The organism is Nocardia sp. NPDC050799 (genome assembly GCF_040654015.1).
GTDB lineage: Bacteria > Actinomycetota > Actinomycetes > Mycobacteriales > Mycobacteriaceae > Nocardia.
In genome coordinates, this window is sequence record NZ_JBFAHF010000004.1 from 228,956 (window position 1) to 245,387 (window position 16,432).

Annotated in this window: 16 protein-coding genes; 14 read left to right on the top strand and 2 right to left on the bottom strand. The window is 68.0% G+C overall.

Annotation, left to right across the window (positions count from 1 at the left end):
• The first annotated feature begins 19 nt into the window (after positions 1-19).
• The 4 genes from AB0H42_RS06670 (at position 20) to AB0H42_RS06685 (ending at position 5,201) form a co-directional block, all read left to right on the top strand.
• Positions 20-757 carry a phosphoglyceromutase gene (locus tag AB0H42_RS06670; RefSeq protein WP_357050833.1) on the top strand — a complete coding sequence of 246 codons (738 nt, stop codon included), beginning with the start codon at positions 20-22 and terminating at the stop codon, positions 755-757.
• Positions 758-1,004: 247 nt separating this feature from the next.
• Positions 1,005-3,056 carry a CocE/NonD family hydrolase gene (locus AB0H42_RS06675; RefSeq protein WP_357050836.1) on the top strand — a complete coding sequence of 684 codons (2,052 nt, stop codon included), beginning with the start codon at positions 1,005-1,007 and terminating at the stop codon, positions 3,054-3,056.
• A 223-nt stretch (positions 3,057-3,279) separates the two neighbouring features.
• Positions 3,280-4,515 (top strand): ATP-binding protein, encoded by a 1,236-nt coding sequence (locus AB0H42_RS06680; protein WP_357050839.1) that lies wholly within the window; start codon positions 3,280-3,282, stop codon positions 4,513-4,515.
• On the top strand, positions 4,512-5,201 hold the full coding sequence (locus AB0H42_RS06685; RefSeq protein WP_039826973.1) for a response regulator transcription factor: 690 nt from the start codon (positions 4,512-4,514) through the stop codon (positions 5,199-5,201). Before AB0H42_RS06680 ends, AB0H42_RS06685 begins: the two co-directional genes overlap by 4 nt.
• Positions 5,202-5,239: 38 nt before the next feature.
• On the opposite strand, the gene AB0H42_RS06690 is transcribed toward AB0H42_RS06685, so the two are convergent.
• Positions 5,240-6,106, bottom strand: a complete 867-nt coding sequence (locus AB0H42_RS06690) for a hypothetical protein (protein WP_357051002.1) — start codon at positions 6,104-6,106, stop codon at positions 5,240-5,242.
• A gap of 128 nt (positions 6,107-6,234) precedes the next feature.
• On the opposite strand from AB0H42_RS06690, the gene AB0H42_RS06695 reads away from it, so the two are divergent.
• The 9 genes from AB0H42_RS06695 to AB0H42_RS06735 all read left to right on the top strand — a co-directional run bounded on the left by AB0H42_RS06695 (position 6,235) and on the right by AB0H42_RS06735 (position 14,919).
• Positions 6,235-7,263 (top strand): Ppx/GppA phosphatase family protein, encoded by a 1,029-nt coding sequence (locus AB0H42_RS06695; protein WP_357050841.1) that lies wholly within the window; start codon positions 6,235-6,237, stop codon positions 7,261-7,263.
• A complete protein-coding gene (locus AB0H42_RS06700; protein WP_357050843.1) occupies positions 7,260-8,996 on the top strand; it encodes a hypothetical protein in 1,737 nt (578 codons plus the stop codon). The genes AB0H42_RS06695 and AB0H42_RS06700 overlap by 4 nt, the downstream gene beginning before the upstream one ends.
• Before the next feature lie 11 nt (positions 8,997-9,007).
• The gene (locus tag AB0H42_RS06705) at positions 9,008-9,934 is read left to right on the top strand and encodes a sugar phosphate isomerase/epimerase (protein ID WP_357050845.1); all 927 of its coding nucleotides are present in this window, start codon (positions 9,008-9,010) and stop codon (positions 9,932-9,934) included.
• 243 nt (positions 9,935-10,177) lie between these two features.
• Positions 10,178-11,080, top strand: coding sequence for a thioesterase family protein (locus AB0H42_RS06710; RefSeq protein WP_357050847.1), 903 nt, complete (start codon positions 10,178-10,180; stop codon positions 11,078-11,080).
• A gap of 52 nt (positions 11,081-11,132) precedes the next feature.
• Entirely contained in the window at positions 11,133-11,951 is an 819-nt protein-coding gene (gene proC, locus AB0H42_RS06715) for a pyrroline-5-carboxylate reductase (protein ID WP_357050849.1), read from the top strand.
• A gap of 163 nt (positions 11,952-12,114) precedes the next feature.
• Complete coding sequence (locus tag AB0H42_RS06720) at positions 12,115-12,345, top strand: helix-turn-helix domain-containing protein (protein WP_063038194.1); 231 nt, start codon at positions 12,115-12,117, stop codon at positions 12,343-12,345.
• A 201-nt stretch (positions 12,346-12,546) separates the two neighbouring features.
• Complete coding sequence (locus tag AB0H42_RS06725) at positions 12,547-12,648, top strand: AURKAIP1/COX24 domain-containing protein (RefSeq protein ID WP_003402602.1); 102 nt, start codon at positions 12,547-12,549, stop codon at positions 12,646-12,648.
• 187 nt (positions 12,649-12,835) lie between these two features.
• A complete protein-coding gene (locus tag AB0H42_RS06730; protein ID WP_357051005.1) occupies positions 12,836-13,909 on the top strand; it encodes an NAD-dependent epimerase/dehydratase family protein in 1,074 nt (357 codons plus the stop codon).
• On the top strand, positions 13,906-14,919 hold the full coding sequence (locus AB0H42_RS06735) for a lysophospholipid acyltransferase family protein (protein WP_357050852.1): 1,014 nt from the start codon (positions 13,906-13,908) through the stop codon (positions 14,917-14,919). The genes AB0H42_RS06730 and AB0H42_RS06735 overlap by 4 nt, the downstream gene beginning before the upstream one ends.
• A gap of 27 nt (positions 14,920-14,946) precedes the next feature.
• On the opposite strand, the gene AB0H42_RS06740 is transcribed toward AB0H42_RS06735, so the two are convergent.
• The gene (locus AB0H42_RS06740) at positions 14,947-15,894 is read right to left on the bottom strand and encodes an HAD-IB family hydrolase (protein WP_357051008.1); all 948 of its coding nucleotides are present in this window, start codon (positions 15,892-15,894) and stop codon (positions 14,947-14,949) included.
• Positions 15,895-16,076: 182 nt separating this feature from the next.
• Here AB0H42_RS06740 and AB0H42_RS06745 point away from each other — a divergent pair, with 182 nt between their 5' ends.
• The gene (locus AB0H42_RS06745; protein WP_265803502.1) at positions 16,077-16,340 is read left to right on the top strand and encodes a glutaredoxin family protein; all 264 of its coding nucleotides are present in this window, start codon (positions 16,077-16,079) and stop codon (positions 16,338-16,340) included.
• Positions 16,341-16,432: the final 92 nt, after the last annotated feature.

The window sequence follows — 16,432 nt, forward strand, 5'->3', positions numbered from 1 at the left end:
CCATGGCAGGATGACCCGCATGACGAACACCCTCGTTTTGCTGCGCCACGGCGAGAGCGAATGGAATGCCCTGAATTTGTTCACCGGCTGGGTGGACGTGCATCTCACCGACAAGGGTGTCGCCGAGGGTAAACGAGCCGGTGCGCTGCTGGCCGAGCACGGCATCCTGCCCGATATCGTCTACACCTCGCTGCTGCGCCGCGCGATCTCGACCGCGAACATCGCCCTGGACGCCGCCGACCGGCACTGGATTCCGGTGGTTCGGGACTGGCGCCTCAACGAACGCCACTACGGCGCGCTCCAAGGGAAGAACAAGGCCCAGATCCGCGACGAGTACGGCGAGGACCAGTTCATGCTGTGGCGGCGCAGCTACGACACGCCGCCGCCGCCGATCGAACTCGACGACGAGTACAGCCAGGCGGGCGATCCGCGCTATGCGGATATCGAGGTCCCCCGAACCGAATGTCTGCTCGATGTGGTGAACCGGATGGTCCCGTATTGGGAGTCGACCATTTCGCGAGAACTGCGCGGTGGAAAGACCGTGCTGGTCGCGGCGCACGGTAATTCGTTGCGTGCCCTGGTCAAACATCTCGATGGAATCTCCGACGAGGATATCGCCGGACTGAACATTCCCACCGGTATTCCGCTGCGCTACGAATTGGACGACGACCTGCGTCCGGTGCGGCCCCGGGAATACCTGGATCCGGAAGCCGCCGCCGCCGGTGCGGCCGCTGTGGCGAGCCAGGGCGGCAGGTAGTCCGATCGACAGCGCCGTGACCCGAAACGGGTTGCGGCGCTTTTTCCTACGGGTGACGACGCTACCGGCGGATCGCCGGATTCTGTGACCGGAAACCGAAAACCCCGATTAATGTTGTGCCGTAACACGACCCCGGCGCGGAATTGTCGGGAAAGGCCTGTTGCCGCCGGGTCGATTCTCATTACCCGCCGGTAATGCTGTGTAAGCTCTCGAACGTCCGATCAGTCCGAGAGATGGATCACGACCGATGAAGTTTGTGATACGAGCCACTGTGGCACTGGCCGCCACGGTACTGCTGGCACCGCTGCTCGGCGGCAGTGCCGGTGCCGCGCCGGCGGTCTCCGGCCCCGACGGGGGAGCGGCCGGGGCGCAGTGGGCCGCCACCTACGACGGACCCCAGCAGTACCCTGGTATCAACATCACCTGGGATGTGCCGATCACGATGAGCGACGGCACGGTCCTGAAGGCGAATGTGTACCGCCCCGCCGATGCCGCCTCCCGGCCGATCGACACCCGGATGCCCGTACTCGTCAATATGACGCCGTACACGAAACTGGTCTCGAATCTGATCGACCAGATGGGGTCGGTGCCAGGCCTGTCCGATGCGGTTTCCCAGTTGGCCCGGGATATCGATATGACCGGCACCGCGCTGTCCGGGCTGACCGATCTGACCAAGGCGCTCGGCGGCGGGGCCATGCGAAATTTCGCGGTCGACCGTCAGCTGGTGAAGAGCGGTTACGTCCAGGTGGTGGTGGACGTCCGCGGGACCGGGTTCTCCCAAGGTGTCTGGGATATGTTGCGGCAGCGCGAGCAGGCCGACACGGTGGAGGTCATCGACTGGGCGTCGCGGCAGCAGTGGTCGGACGGGCAGGTCGGGATGACCGGCATGTCCTACTCCGGGATCAACCAGCTGCAGGCGGCCGAGAAACGCCCGCCGGCGCTGAAGGCTTTGTTCCCCGTGGTGCCGGGCAGTGACCTGGCACAGGACGTGCTCATGCCCGGCGGCGGCTTCGGCTTCGCCTTCATTCCGCTGTGGATGACGCTGATCAACGCGACCAAGTGGGTGCCGGATGTGCAGTCGATGCTGAACGGCACCTTCGATCAGCGGTGGCTGAGCGACCGGCTGTCCTCGCCGTTCACCTACTTGGATGTGTTCCTCAACGCCTACACCACACCGCGCGTGGAGGATCTCGATCCGCGGTTGCAGGAGATGATCCGGGGCGACAGTCCCGACCGGCAGGCTTGGCTGGGTGATCCTTCGCGGATCGAGGTCCCGACCTTCGTGACCGGCGGCTGGCACGACCTTTTCACCTACTCCGAGTCCAAGGTCTACAACGCCATGCCGGTGCCGCCGGGGCAGAAGCAGCTGCTCATGGGCGACACGTATCACATCAACTCGGGAAGCGAATCGGGCAAACCCGGCCTGCCGCCGCGGCTGGACGTGCTGCAGCGCGCCTGGTTCGACAAATGGCTGAAGGGCATCGACAACGGCATCGATCAGTACGGTCCGGTGACGCTGCGCCAGCAGGGCGGCGGCTGGGTGACCCGGGACGGGTTCGGCGAGAGCGCACCGGCTGATCAGGCGGCCGAGTACCGGCGGATGTATCTATCGGCGGCGCCGAGCGGTACCGGCGGGCACAGCGTGCACGACGGTTCGCTGGGGACGGGCGCCGACAGTTCCGCCCGGTTGACCGTCGCGCCGGGACTCACCGGACTGTGCTCCAACGACGGCGGCCAGGCGACCGCGGGGGTGGTCGCGGTGATCAACGCCTGTGGTGCGGACTCCCGGGTCCAGGAGTCGAACGGGTTGACCTTTACCAGTACGCCGGTGACCGAAGCGGTCGAGATCTCCGGGCCGATCGCCGTGCACCTGCAGACAGTGCAGGACGCGGCCGACGGCTACTGGTCGGTGACGGTCAACGATGTGGCGCCCGACGGGCAGTCCCGGATGCTGTCCTCGGGGCAGCTGATGGCTTCGCTGCGGGAGATCGACGATTCCCTGAGCAGTCGGTCGGCCAACGGCGATTACACCGACCCCCGGCCGTACGTCACGATCGAGAAAAGACGGCTCACGGTGCCGGGGGAGGTGACCACACTCGATATCGCGGTGCCCGCGATCGAGGCGAAGCTGGAACCCGGGCATCGGCTGCGGGTGGACGTCTACGCCGGCAACGCGCCCAAGGGCGTGCCGCCGCTGCCGATGCTCCTCGATACCGGGCTGAAGCCGCAGCATGTGCAGCTCGACCCGAACCGGCCGAGCTTCGTGAATCTGCCGGTGCGTGGTAATCCCGGTTGGTGAACGGCCGCCGGCCGCGGCACCCGACACGAACCCCGTTGTGTCCCAGACGTAATGGGGTTCGTCGGCGTTTCCGGGCCGGAAACACGCCCGGGAAGATCGAAACCCTGCCGTCGCCGAACAATGCGTAAACGCCCGGCGAACGACGAAGTAATCGCCCGTGACCTGCACGAAACTTCACCGACCCCGGGTTTGTTTACGCGTCGTCGACCGTACGATTCTTGATGTGAGCGTTCCCCAGGCCGTACTGCTGGCAGTCCTGGCGGCTGTTGTCGGACTGGCCGTCGGTGGACTCGTCATCCCCTATATGAACGCTCGGCAGGCGCAGCGCCGGCAAGCGGACTCCGGCCTCACGATGTCGCAGGTTCTCGACCTGATCGTGCTGGCCTCGGAAAGCGGTATCGCCGTGGTGGACGAGTACCGCGATGTCGTACTGGTCAATCCGCGCGCCGAAGAACTCGGCCTGGTCCGCAACCGGCTGCTCGACGAGCGGGCATGGGCGGCGGTGGAGAAGGTTTTGGCGACCGGCGAAACGGCGGAGTTCGACCTCACGGCCGATAAACCGACACCCGGCCGGGGCCGGATCGCGGTCCGCGGCCTCGCCCGGCCGCTGTCCCCGGAGGAGACCAACTTCACGGTGCTCTTCGCCGACGACGATTCCGAACAGGCCCGGATGGAGGCGACCCGCCGCGATTTCGTCGCCAATGTGAGCCACGAGCTCAAAACCCCCGTGGGGGCGATGAGTCTGCTGGCCGAGGCCCTGCTGGAGACCGCGGACGATCCCGAGGCGGTCCGGCATTTCGGTCAGCGCGTGCTGGCCGAATCCAGCCGCCTCGGGAAGATGGTCACCGAACTGATCGCGCTGTCGCGGCTCCAGGGGGCCGAGAAACTCCCCGAACTCGAGGTCGTCGACGTCGACACGGTGGTAAATCAGGCAGTGGACCGCTCGCGGACCGCGGCCGAGGCCGCCGGGATCACGGTCAGCACCGACCGGCCCAGCGGGCTCGAGGTGCTCGGCGACGAAACGCTGCTCATCACCGCGCTCTCGAACTTGGTCGAGAACGCTATCGCCTACTCGCCGCGCGGCTCCCATGTATCGGTGAGCCGGTCGGTTCGCGGCTCCTACGTGGCGATGGCCGTGACCGACCGCGGCATCGGTATCGCCAAGGATGATCAGGAGCGGGTCTTCGAACGCTTCTTCCGTTCCGACAAGGCGCGCTCCCGCGCCACCGGCGGTACCGGACTCGGTCTGGCTATCGTGAAACACGTGGCCGCCAACCACAACGGTGAGATCACCCTGTGGAGCAAACTCGGCACCGGCTCGACATTCACGCTGCGCATACCCGCGCATCAGGAGGCCGACGGCACCGCCGCCGCCGGTCCGCCCGTGCTGACCAAAAGAGAAACCAGCCCGCGCCCCTCGGGTCCGGGCCGAACGAACGGTGTGGAGGCACGCAGATGACCAGTGTGTTGATCGTCGAGGACGAGGAGTCGCTGGCCGATCCACTCGCCTTCCTGCTCCGCAAGGAAGGTTTCGAGGTCACGGTCGTGGGAGACGGTCCTTCGGCGCTCGCCGAATTCGATCGCTCCGGCGCCGATATCGTCCTGCTCGACCTGATGCTGCCCGGGATGAGCGGCACCGACGTCTGCAAACAGCTGCGCACCCGCAGTGGGGTGCCGGTGATCATGGTGACCGCGCGCGACAGCGAGATAGACAAGGTGGTGGGGCTCGAACTCGGCGCCGACGACTACGTCACCAAGCCCTACTCGGCGCGGGAGCTGATCGCCCGTATCCGGGCCGTGCTGCGCCGCGGCGCCGGTGACGAACTGGACTCGGGCAGCGAGAACGGTGTCCTGGAAGCGGGTCCGGTACGGATGGACGTGGACCGGCACACCGTGCTGGTGAACGGCAAACCGGTGACCCTGCCGCTGAAAGAATTCGACCTGCTCGAATATCTGCTCCGCAATTCGGGCCGGGTGCTGACGCGCGGCCAGCTCATCGACCGGGTGTGGGGCGCGGACTACGTCGGCGACACCAAAACCCTCGATGTGCACGTGAAACGGCTGCGGTCGAAGATCGAGGCCGATCCGGCCCGGCCCGAGCACCTGGTCACCGTGCGCGGGCTGGGATACAAACTCGAGGCCTGACCGCGCGGTTCAGGGGCTCCGCGCCATGCTGTGCCCCGTTATCGCAGGTCGAGTCCGAGTATCCGGGTGGGGCGTACCGCCCGGCCGTTCTCCCCGGCCTCCTTGGCTCGAGCCTTGCGCCGCGCCCGGGTGGTCGCGGGATGCTCCGCGCCGACCCCGGGTCCCGGACGGCTCTGCAACTGCCGTTCGAGTTCTCGGTAGGCGGGCTCGCCGATCAATTCGATCAGTTCGGCGCGGTAGGTCTGCCAGACCGGCCGTTCCCCGATATGGGCGTCGGGCGACCCGGAGCAGTACCAGTCCAGATCCACCCCGCCCGGGCCCCAACCGCGCCGGTCGTACTCGGTGATGACGGTCCGCAGGATCTGCACACCGTCGGGCCGGTCCACCCATTCCTGGGTTCGGCGGATGGGTAGCTGCCAGCACACATCCGGTTTCACGGTATGTGGTTCCAGGCCCCGGCGCGCGGCCATGACATGCAGGGCGCACCCCGGGCCGCCGGCGAAATCCGGCCGGTTCTGGAATATGCATGCCCCATCGACCCGGCGGGTGCGCTCGGCGGGCTCACCGTCGAGCTCGTCGGTTTCCAGATAGGTCTTGCGGCTGATCTTGCCGTGCTCGTCGCGCGCCTCGTCCATCAGCTGCCAGTCCGCGGCGGTCAGCATCTTCACCGCCCGGCGCAGCCGTTTGCGATCGTCGGAGTCGGACAGGAACGCGCCGTGTGTGCAGCATCCCGCGTCCGGCATATCGGCCAGGATGCCCTGGCAGGCGGGGGTCCCGAACACGCAGGTCCAATGCGAGGTCAGCCAGGTGAGATCGGCCGCGATCAGATGTTCGTCGTCGGCGGGGTCGACGAACTCGAGCCACTCGCGCGGGAAGTCGAGTGGTACTTCCCGGCTCGGCCGCATCTTCGGCATCGGAAGATCGGTCGGAGCGGGGACGGAGTCGTTCGAGGCAGCGCCTGACGTCACAACCCTCAACGCTAACACCACAACCGGGTCGCTTGGTGTTCAGGTACACCAAGTAACGTGTCCGTGTGCGTCTAGGTGTCCTCGATGTCGGAAGCAACACCGTTCACCTGCTGGTGGTGGACGCGCATCGGGGTGGCCATCCCATGCCGATGAGCTCGACGAAGGAGTCGTTGCGGCTGTCGGAGAACATGGACGACCGGGGGCGGATCACCGCGGCCGGGGCCCAGAAACTGGTCGATACGGTGGCCGATCTGGCGAATCTCGCCGCCGCGTCGGGATGTGCGGAACTGATGGCGTTCGCGACCTCCGCGGTACGTGAGGCCACCAACTCCGACGAGGTCCTGGGCCGGGTACGCGCGGAGACCGGGGTGGACCTCCGGGTGCTGGCCGGGGTCGACGAGGCCCGGCTGACCTTCCTGGCGGTACGCCGCTGGTACGGCTGGAGCGCGGGCCGGATCGTCAACCTCGACATCGGCGGCGGCTCGCTCGAGGTGAGCAGCGGCGTGGACGAGGAACCGGAGGTCGCGCTGTCGCTGCAGCTGGGGGCCGGACGGCTGACCCGCAAATGGTTACCGGAGGACCCGCCGAGCAAACGGCGCATCGGCATCCTCCGCGATTGGCTCGCCGCCGAGATGGTGGATCCGGCCAAACAGCTCGCCGAAGCGGGTAAGCCCGATCTGGCGGTGGGCACCTCCAAAACCTTCCGATCGCTGGCCCGGCTCACCGGCGCGGCGCCCTCGGGCGCCGGTCCCCGGGTCCGCCGGACACTGACCGGTTCGGGCCTGCGCCAGTTGATCGCGTTCATCTCCAGAATGACCGCCTCCGATCGTGCCGAACTGGAAGGCGTCAGTGCCGACCGGTCCCAGCAACTGGTGGCGGGAGCGCTCGTGGCCGAGGCCGCCATGCGCGCGCTTTCCCTGGATACGCTGGAAATATGTCCGTGGGCGCTGCGCGAAGGGCTGATCCTGCGCAAACTGGATACCGATATGGATGGTGGACCACTGACAACGAACACGCCGAACGCGGCCGCCGGGAACGGTTCGACGCCCGGCGGCGCGACGTCGGCGGGCCCGATCGAAACGGTGCCTTCATGAGCAGGAACTCCAATCAACTGTCGGTAGCCGAGCTGCTGGCCCGCAACGGCGCGCAGCCGGCCTCCAGCGGCGGCCGGCGACGGCGCGGCGGGCGCGGGCTCTCGGTCGACGACCTGTCCGGTGATATACCGGCCGTCGAACGCAACGGTTCGGCCCACGCGGCTCCCGACGAGGCCGACGAGGAGTACGCCGCCGCCGAGGCGGGCGACCCGGCCGGCAACGGCTTCGATGCGCAGGGTTATGGGGGCGAGCAGGTTTCGTATGCCGCCCCGGACCCGAACAACTCGCCGATGTCGGGCCCGATCACGGTCTACAACCCGCTGGAGCCGTATGCGCCGGGCCCCGCCGCGGACGGCGCCCCCGCGCGGCTGGGTGATCCGGACCCCTATGCGAGCGACCGGGAGCAGTTCCCGCCCGCGGCGGAGGCGCCGCGCCGTGGCGGTCGCCGGCGCCGCGCGGAACCGGACGACGATTTCGCCGCTTTCGCGGACGACCCGGGCGCCGGGGCCCCGCCGAATCAGTCCTGGGAGACCGGTCCGCCGACGCCCGGTGGCGGGCGGGCCGCGCGCCGGCGCGCCGCGGAAGCCGCCGAAGCCGCGGCGGAGCCCGTCGCGCCCGCCGAGCCGGATACCTCCGCGGATTACGGTCTCCCACCCGGGCCCGGTGCTTTCGGCCGGTCGCCCGCGCCGGACTTCGGCGGACCGGACGCCGGCTCGCCCTGGCCGGGGCAGGGCTTCGACGGCCCGCCTCGGCTGGGTCCGCCCGGTGCCGCCCCGCCGACCGAGGCGTGGCAGGCGCCGGAACCGCCGGCCGACGATCTGCGGCCCAAGCTGGAGCGCCGCCGGCGCGGTGCGCGGCCGCTGCCGGAGTCCGCTCCCTTTCCGGAATTGCCCGACCAGCCGAGCGGGGACCAGAACACCGTCGTATGGTCACCGGCCGAGCAGGGCATGCGGTTGCGCGCCGGACTGCAGGGGCTGGAGACCCCGCCGCCCGACGCGCCCGACTTCGGTGGCCCGGGTGCCCGCAACGGCCGGCCGGCCGGGCCGATGGCCCCGCCGCCCGCCCCGGACTTCGCGGACCAGGGTTTCGGCCCCGGTCAGCGCTTCGGGGCCGATCAGGGTTTCGCCCCCGCCCCGGGTTACGGGCTCGATCCCGGTTACGGCCCCGACCCCCGATTCGATCCGGACCCGGGCTTCGCGAAGACGGATATCTTCGCCACGGATGTACACGGCCCCATGCGGCCGCTTCCCGCCACCTCGGGCGAGCAATACGAAACCGGCGAATTCGAACCGGATTTCGATCCGGACGCCGACGATTACGACGACCCCGAGGACACCGCCGGTGAGAACCGCCTGGACCGTGCGCGTTCGGCGCTGAGCGGAAAATTCGGTGCCGCCGGGGACAGATTCGCCGCGACCAAGGCGAAATTCGGCGCAGGGGCGCGCCCCACGGACCGCGAGACCACCGAGGATCCACGGAAACAATGGATCGTGCTCGGGGCGCAGAGTGTGGGCGCGGCGATCGCCGGGATGCTGGCGTTCAAGGGTTTCGAGATGCTGTGGGCGGGGCAGCCGCTCCTGGCGCTCGCGCTGGCGGTCGTGGTGATCCTGGGACTCGTCGCGCTGGTGCGGATCCTGCGGCGCGGCGACGATATGTTCAGTACCGTGATCGCTGTGGTCGTCGGTGTGTTCGTCACCCTGGGTCCGCTGGCATTTCTACTCAGTACGGGCTGAGCGAGGCAGCAATGGCACGCAATTCTCTCGCGGCCGGCCCGCGGGACGACGGGCAGCGCCGCGGTATCAAGGTGGGGCTGTCGACGGCTTCGGTCTATCCGCAGAACACCGAGGCGGCCTTCCGCTACGCGGCCGAATTGGGTTACGACGGTGTCGAATTGATGGTCTGGGCCGAACCGGCCAGCCAGAGCATCACCACCGTGCGCGGTTACGCGCGCAAGTACTCGGTGCCGGTACTCGCGGTGCACGCGCCCTGCCTGCTCATCTCTCAGCGTGTCTGGGGCGCCGACCCGGTGGCGAAACTGGACCGCAGTGTGCGCACGGCCGAGGCCTTGGGCGCCGATACCGTGGTGGTGCATCCCCCGTTCCGCTGGCAACGCCGCTATTCCGAAGGCTTCGCCGATCAGGTGAACGAACTCGAAGAGGGCAGTTCGGTGGCCGTCGCGGTCGAGAACATGTTCCCCATGCGGGCCGACCGGCTCTTCGCCCGCCGGGCCCGCGATATCCAGCGCCTGGAACGTCGCGGCGGCCCCGGTCTGTCGCTCACCGCGTTCAGCCCCGGCTACGACCCCACCGATATCGGATTCCGGCATTACACCCTCGACCTGTCGCATACCGCCACCGCCGGCACCGACCCGCTGGCACTGGTCGCGCGGATGGGCCGGGGCCTGAGCCATCTGCATCTGGCCGACGGCCGCGGCGCCGCCCACGACGAACATCTTGTTCCCGGCGCGGGAACGCAGCCGTGCGCGGCGGTATGCGCCATGCTGGTCCGCAACGGGTTCACCGGCCACGCCGTGGCCGAGATCAATACCCAGGACGCCCGCACCACCGCGGCCCGCGCGGACATGCTGGACCGCACCCTCGCGTTCGCGCGGACCCACCTGAACCCGGCGCTCAGCTCCCACCCCGACCCCAGCCCGATCGAGACCCGTTGACCCGGTGCTGTATCCATGGCGGCGCGACCCATCGGGAGCAGATCGGACGTGCGTACGGATGTGCGTCTCGACCGGCCTGGGTAGGTTCACAGTGCTGTGAGTGCTCGATGGTCGCCGGTCTCCGGCCGGCCGGCCCCATGCGCCCCTACCGGTCCGCCTGTACGCGGTTGAGTCCCCTGTACCAAGATTGACCGGCAGTATGCACCCGCGGAACGGTTACCGGGCCGAGGAGAAGGAGTACCGATGACGACGGAGACGGAACTGCACGCCGAGTTGGGTTCGGCGTCCACCGACGCCCCGTTCCGCCGGGTGTGTTCCCTGACCGAGCTCGCTGCCGACGAACCAGGTGACGGGCGCTATCGCGGCGTCATCGACGATATCTGGACGATCGGCCCGAAGGTGCACGGCGGAACCATGGTCGCCGGTTCGGCGGCGGCCGCGAGTCGCTGGCTGCGCACCGTGGAGCCGGAGCGCGCGACCATGGCTCCGCTGTCGGGGAGTACCGATTTTCTCGGCGCCCCGGAGCCGGGCGAGGTGCTCTACGACGTGACGGTCCGCAAGGTGGGCCGCCAGATCTGCCTGGTGGACGTGACGCTGGTGCAGCGCGGCCGGCCGCTGGTCCGTACCGCGTTCACCTTCGGTCATCTGGACGGTCCGGAGCGGCCGCCGCTGTACACCCCGGAGCACACCGATCTGCCGGTGGAACCGACCGCGGGCGCCATCGGCTACGAGCCGGGGTCGTCGATGGGCCGGATCGTGCACGTGGCCCGGGGCATGGACGCCTTCCTGGACCGGGAGTGGGCGCCGTTCATCGACAACGGCCACGGCGAACCCCGCTTGCGGATGTGGCTGCGCCCGCGCCCGGCCGATCAGGCCGATCCCGAGATCGCGTCCTACATCGCGATGATGGCGGCCGATATGTGCCCGCCGGTCCCCACCAATCTCGGGTATTTCGGCTGGTCCCCGACCGTGCAGATGACCACCTATCTCCGGCGGCGCCCCGCACCCGGCTGGTTGCGCGTCATCGCCACCACGCACGAGGTCGGCGGGGGACTATTCGATTCCGACCAGATCGTGGTCGACTCCACAGGTGCCCTGGTCGCCCAGAGCCGCCAGTTGGCCCTGCTGCCCTCTCCGAAGAGGTGATTACGGGGCCCCGGGCCCCGCTGCCGAGAGCATGCCAAGAACAATGGCGCCCATGACACGAATTGCGGTGATCGGTGGCGGCCGGATCGGGGAGGCCCTCATTGCCGGCCTGCTGGAGGCCGGACGGGCCGTCAAGGACTTGGTGGTGGTCGAGACGCACACCGACCGGGCCGAGCTGCTCGCGGACCGTTTCGGGGTGCGGGTGACCGACGCGGTCGACGATGCCGCGGTGGGTGCCGATCTGCTGGTGGTCGCGGTGAAACCGGGCGATGTGGATGCCGTGCTCACCGAACTCGGTAAGGCCGACCTGGGCGGCGACCGTGATCAGATCCTGGTCTCGCTGGCGGCCGGGGTGCCGACGGCGCGGCTGGAGGCCAAACTACCGGCGGGATTCCCCGTGGTGCGGGTCATGCCGAATACGCCCATGCTGGTCGGTGCGGGGATGAGCGTGCTGGCCGGCGGCCGCTACGCCAAGGCCGAGCAGCTGGAGCTGGTCACCGAACTGCTGAGTTCGGTGGGGCAGGTGTGCGTGGTCGCCGAATCGCAGATGGACGCGGTGACCGCCGTATCGGGTTCCGGGCCGGCGTATTTCTTCCTGGTCGTCGAGGCGATGGTCGAGGCGGGTGTCGGGCTGGGCCTGACCCGCGATGTCTCGGCTCAGCTGGTCACTCAGACGATGCTCGGTTCGGCGGCCATGCTCGCGGAGTCGGGGCAGAGCGCGGTCGATCTGCGCGCGGCGGTCACCTCCCCGGCCGGTACCACCGCGGCGGCGGTGCGCGAACTCGAGCGCGCGGGTCTGCGGTCGGCGTTCCTGGAGGCGCTGCACGCGGCCAAACAGCGTTCCGCCGAACAGGGCGCGACCACGGAATGACCTCCTGACCCCCAGCGTATGAACCTGTTTTCTCACTCCCGTCGCAGTAATCCCACTGGTCCCGCTAAGCTTCAAGGAGCACGTGCGTGTCTGTTCCGCTGGTGGGGAAGCCGGCGGCGCGGACGTGCCGGAGGTCAGTGGTGCGATGATGTCTTCGAACAAGATGTCCGCTAACAGCGGCGGTGGTTCGTCGCCAGGACAATCAATACTCGGTGGTGGTACGCAATTCCTCACCGTCGCCGAGGTGGCGAATTTGATGAGAGTTTCCAAGATGACGGTGTACCGGCTGGTGCACTCGGGAGAGCTACCGGCGGTTCGTGTCGGGAGATCTTTCCGGGTACACGCCAAGGCGGTGCACGATTATCTGGAAACGTCCTATTTCGATGCCGGGTGAAGGCGGTTACCGGCCCGCGGGAGCGGGCCGGTAACATCAACGCTCGCTGTGTTGGATCGGCGGCGCGCTGCGTCCCTTTCGTGGCCGCGCGGGGCCGCCGCCTCCAGGGCTGAGATTCAGCCGCGAGCAACCGGGCATACGACCGGACAGTTGACGTAAGCGAGCGCGAGACGCGCCGAGGAGAGAACGCGAGGACACCCTATGGGTTCTGTGATCAAGAAGCGCCGCAAGCGCATGTCGAAGAAGAAGCACCGCAAGCTGCTTCGTCGTACCCGCGTGCAGCGGCGCAAACTCGGCAAGTAAGCGCAACCGCGCAACGTCCTCGGCGGAACCCGCTACCATTCGGTAGCGGGTTTCGTCGCGTTTCCATCAACTGAAATCGGGGTTAGGTCCCCGTTAAGAAGCCGGTGGTGGCTACGCCGGTCGTTAGGCTGGTAGTCGGAACTATTGAGCGGGGGCTCGATGCTCGAGGTGGAACGGTCCGGTGCAGGTGGACACTGAAGCGAACGGCAGCTACAAGCCCAAGGTCGTACTGGTGACAGGCGCCAGTCGGTACTTCGGTGGCAATGTCGTGTGCCGGCTCGTCTCCGACCCCGGGATCGAGCGGGTCGTCGCGGTCGACGTACTCACCCCCGCACCGGCGCTGCGCCGCCGGATGGGGCGCGCCGAATTCGTACGTGCCGATATCCGGAACCCTTTGATCCGCAAAGTTTTCGAGCGTTACCAGGTCGATACCGTGGTGCACACCGCGGTGCTGTCGCAGCCGCCTTCGGGCGGCGGGCGGGCCGCGATGAAGGATATGAACGTCCTCGGAGCGATGCAGCTGTTCGCCGTCTGCCAGAAATCGCCGACCGTGCGCCGGGTGGTGTCACGTTCCAGTTCCGGGGTATACGGGGGAAGTGCCAAGGATCCCGCGCAGTTCACGGAGGAGATGAGCGCCCGCAGGCCACCGTCGGGCTGGTTCGCCCGGGACATGATCGAGATCGAGGGCTTCGCCCGCGGTCTGGCCCGGCGCCGCCCCGATATCACCGTGCTCACCCTGCGCCTGGCGCCGATGGTCGGACCCGGCCTGGGCGCCCGGGCGGGGCAACTGCTGCGTTCTCCGATCACCCCGACCGTGCTCGGCCGGGACGCGCGGATGCAGTTCCTCCACGAGGAGGACGCGGTCGCTGCCTTGGTGCACGCTGTCCGGTCCGGCCCGGGCGGCACCTTCAATGTGGCCGGTGACGGCGTCCTCGCACTTTCCCAGGCGGTCCGTCGTTCCGGCCGGGTCGCAATGCCGGTACCCTGGTCGGTGTTCCGCACCGTCGGCCGGACACTGATGAGTCCGGTGATGCGTGATTTCAGTTCCGAACAGCTCGATTACTTTCTCTTCGGTTGTGGTCTGGACACGACGCGTATGCGCGGCGAACTCGGGTTCGAACCGCGCTGGACGACGGTACAGGCGTTCGACGACTTCACCGGGGGCGCAGCGTCGCGGCCCGTGGTCGATCCAGCGTGGATCGACGCCGCAGAAAACAAACTGCTCGGCCTCATCAAGGCCGGTACGGGAGCACATACATGAACGACGTCGCCAAAGTCATCAGACTGCAGGACCTCGCTACCGTGCCGCGGCCACGGCCCGCGACACGTAACTGGACCGGTTCTGCCGACCGGTCGGTGACCTCGCTGACCGACCGACTCACCCCGCCCACACCCACCGCGCCGCGCTCGGTCACCGATCTGATGCGCGACGCCCTCGGCAGGCAGATCGGGCGTACCGCAGAATTCGCCCGCCGCCGGCTCACCGGCGACTACCAGGTCGACGAATTCGGGTTCGACGAGCACCTACTCGAATCGGTACTGCTACCGGCCCTGCGCCCGCTGGCCGACACCTGGTTCCGGGTGCAGACCAGTGGCATGGAGAACGTCCCCGAGGTCGGTGGTGCCCTGATCGTGGCCAACCACGCCGGCACGGTGCCGATCGACGGGCTCATGCTGCAACTCGCGGTCCACGATCACCACCCCAAACAGCGCGCTCTGCGCCTGCTGGCCGCCGATCTGGTCTTCGAGATGCCCATGCTGGGCACCCTGGCCCGGAAAGCCGGCCACACCCTGGCCTGCCGCCCCGACGCCGAACGGCTGCTGAGCGCCGGTGAACTCACCGGGGTGTTCCCCGAAGGTTTCAAGGGTGTCGGCAAGAAGTACGCCGACCGGTACAAACTGCAGCGATTCGGGCGCGGCGGGTTCGTCGCCGCGGCGGTCCGCGCCGGAGTACCGATCATCCCGTGCTCGATCGTGGGGTCCGAAGAGATCTATCCGAAAATCGCCGATATCAAGCCGCTGGCCCGGCTTCTCGGCCTGCCCTACTTCCCGGTGACCCCCACGTTCCCGCATCTGGGCCCGCTGGGCGCGGTCCCGCTGCCCTCGAAGTGGTACATCGAGTTCGGTACCCCGATCAGCACCACCGAGTACCAGGCCGAGGACGCCGACGACCCCATGCTCATGTTCGAGGTCACCGACCAGGTCCGCGAAACGATTCAGCAGACCCTGTACAAACTGCTGGTCAGACGCCGCAACGCCTTCATGGGCTGAGCGAGGGTCGGCGCCGCCACCCGCCTCTTACTGCGCACTCTTGCGGCGGGTGACCGCGGCGGCGACCGCCCCGCCCGCGGCGCCCAGCGCGAGGGCGGTGGGCACGCCGATCTTGGCGGCTTTGCGGCCGGTGCGGAAATCGCGGATCTCCCAGCCCCGGGCCTTGGCGACCTCGCGGAGATCGGAATCCGGGTTGATCGCCACCGCGGTGCCGGTGAGCGACAGCATGGGCACATCGTTGTGGCTGTCGGAGTAGGCGGTGCAGCGTTTGAGGTTGAGGCCCTCGCGGATGGCCAGGGCCCGGACGGCGTGCGCCTTACCGAGGCCGTGCAGGATATCGCCGACCAGGCGGCCGGTGAATTGTCCATCGACGCTTTCGGCCACGGTGCCCAGCGCCCCGGTCAGGCCGAGGCGTTTGGCGATCACCTGCGCGAGTTCGACAGGGGTGGCGGTCACCAGCCACACCTGTTGACCGGCATCGAGGTGCATCTGCGCCAGCGCGCGGGTGCCGGGCCAGATCTTGTCGGCGATGATCTCGTCGTAGATTTCCTCGCCGAGCGCGGCGAGTTCGGCGGTGGACCGCCCGGCGATGAATTCCAGCGCCTTCTCTTTACCGGTGGCCATATCGGTGCTGCTCTCTTTGCCGGTGATCCGGAACTTCACCTGCTTCCATGCGATATCGACCAGGTCGGCGCTGCGAAAATATTTGCGCGCGGCCAGACCTCGGGCGAAATGCACGATCGAGGCGCCCTGCACCATGGTGTTGTCCACGTCGAAAAAAGCCGCCGCGGTGAGATCGCGCGGGACCTCCGGCGGGGCGCCGACGGCCGCCCGCTCGGCGTCCTGCAGGGCCAGTGCGGCGTCCGCGCTCGCCTCACCGGCGACATTGGCGCGGACCTCCTCTTCGCTGGGCCCGAACGGGCTGCGCGAAATACGCGCCAGCTGCTCGGACAGGCCCTGTCCGAGCGGGCCCAGATTCCATCGGACCGGAAGTTCCCCGAACCGGCCCGCGATGAACCCGGATTTCCCCACCTTCGATCGTTCCGGCACCAGTACCTCCGCCTGTTCGCGCGAATCACGTCCACAGTAACCGGACGGCCGCCGCGAGACGCACTACAGCCCGCCGCGTCCGGTCCGCGGCGGGTTGAATAGCGGTCATGACGAACTCGACGACGCATGAGGTGACCCTGCTGACCCGTGCCGGTTGCGGTATGTGCGAGCGGGCCCTGGAACAACTGCGGGCGATCTGCGCGGAATTCGGTATCGAGGCCGGCAGCGTGGATGTGGACGCGGTCGCCGGCACCGACCCCGGGCTGCGCGCCGAATACGGTGACCGGCTACCGGTGGTGCTGCTCGACGGCCGGGAACACAGTTATTTCGATGTGGATGAGACCCGGTTGCGGGCCGATCTGAATCGTTGACCGTGTCCGAATTCCGGCCGGGGATCGTACAAGGTCGGGTCCCGACACAAAATGAGGCGAATTTCACCGACTTTGTGCATGGGTTCACAAGC

Coding starts and splice junctions, on each gene's coding strand:
- AB0H42_RS06705 (WP_357050845.1), top strand. CDS start 9,008: ATGGCACGCAATTCTCTCGCGGCCGGCCCGCGGGACGACGGGCAGCGC.
- AB0H42_RS06675 (WP_357050836.1), top strand. CDS start 1,005: ATGAAGTTTGTGATACGAGCCACTGTGGCACTGGCCGCCACGGTACTG.
- AB0H42_RS06670 (WP_357050833.1), top strand. CDS start 20: ATGACGAACACCCTCGTTTTGCTGCGCCACGGCGAGAGCGAATGGAAT.
- AB0H42_RS06700 (WP_357050843.1), top strand. CDS start 7,260: ATGAGCAGGAACTCCAATCAACTGTCGGTAGCCGAGCTGCTGGCCCGC.
- AB0H42_RS06745 (WP_265803502.1), top strand. CDS start 16,077: ATGACGAACTCGACGACGCATGAGGTGACCCTGCTGACCCGTGCCGGT.
- AB0H42_RS06720 (WP_063038194.1), top strand. CDS start 12,115: ATGTCCGCTAACAGCGGCGGTGGTTCGTCGCCAGGACAATCAATACTC.
- AB0H42_RS06685 (WP_039826973.1), top strand. CDS start 4,512: ATGACCAGTGTGTTGATCGTCGAGGACGAGGAGTCGCTGGCCGATCCA.
- AB0H42_RS06725 (WP_003402602.1), top strand. CDS start 12,547: ATGGGTTCTGTGATCAAGAAGCGCCGCAAGCGCATGTCGAAGAAGAAG.
- proC (WP_357050849.1), top strand. CDS start 11,133: ATGACACGAATTGCGGTGATCGGTGGCGGCCGGATCGGGGAGGCCCTC.
- AB0H42_RS06690 (WP_357051002.1), bottom strand. CDS start 6,106: ATGCGGCCGAGCCGGGAAGTACCACTCGACTTCCCGCGCGAGTGGCTC.
- AB0H42_RS06735 (WP_357050852.1), top strand. CDS start 13,906: ATGAACGACGTCGCCAAAGTCATCAGACTGCAGGACCTCGCTACCGTG.
- AB0H42_RS06710 (WP_357050847.1), top strand. CDS start 10,178: ATGACGACGGAGACGGAACTGCACGCCGAGTTGGGTTCGGCGTCCACC.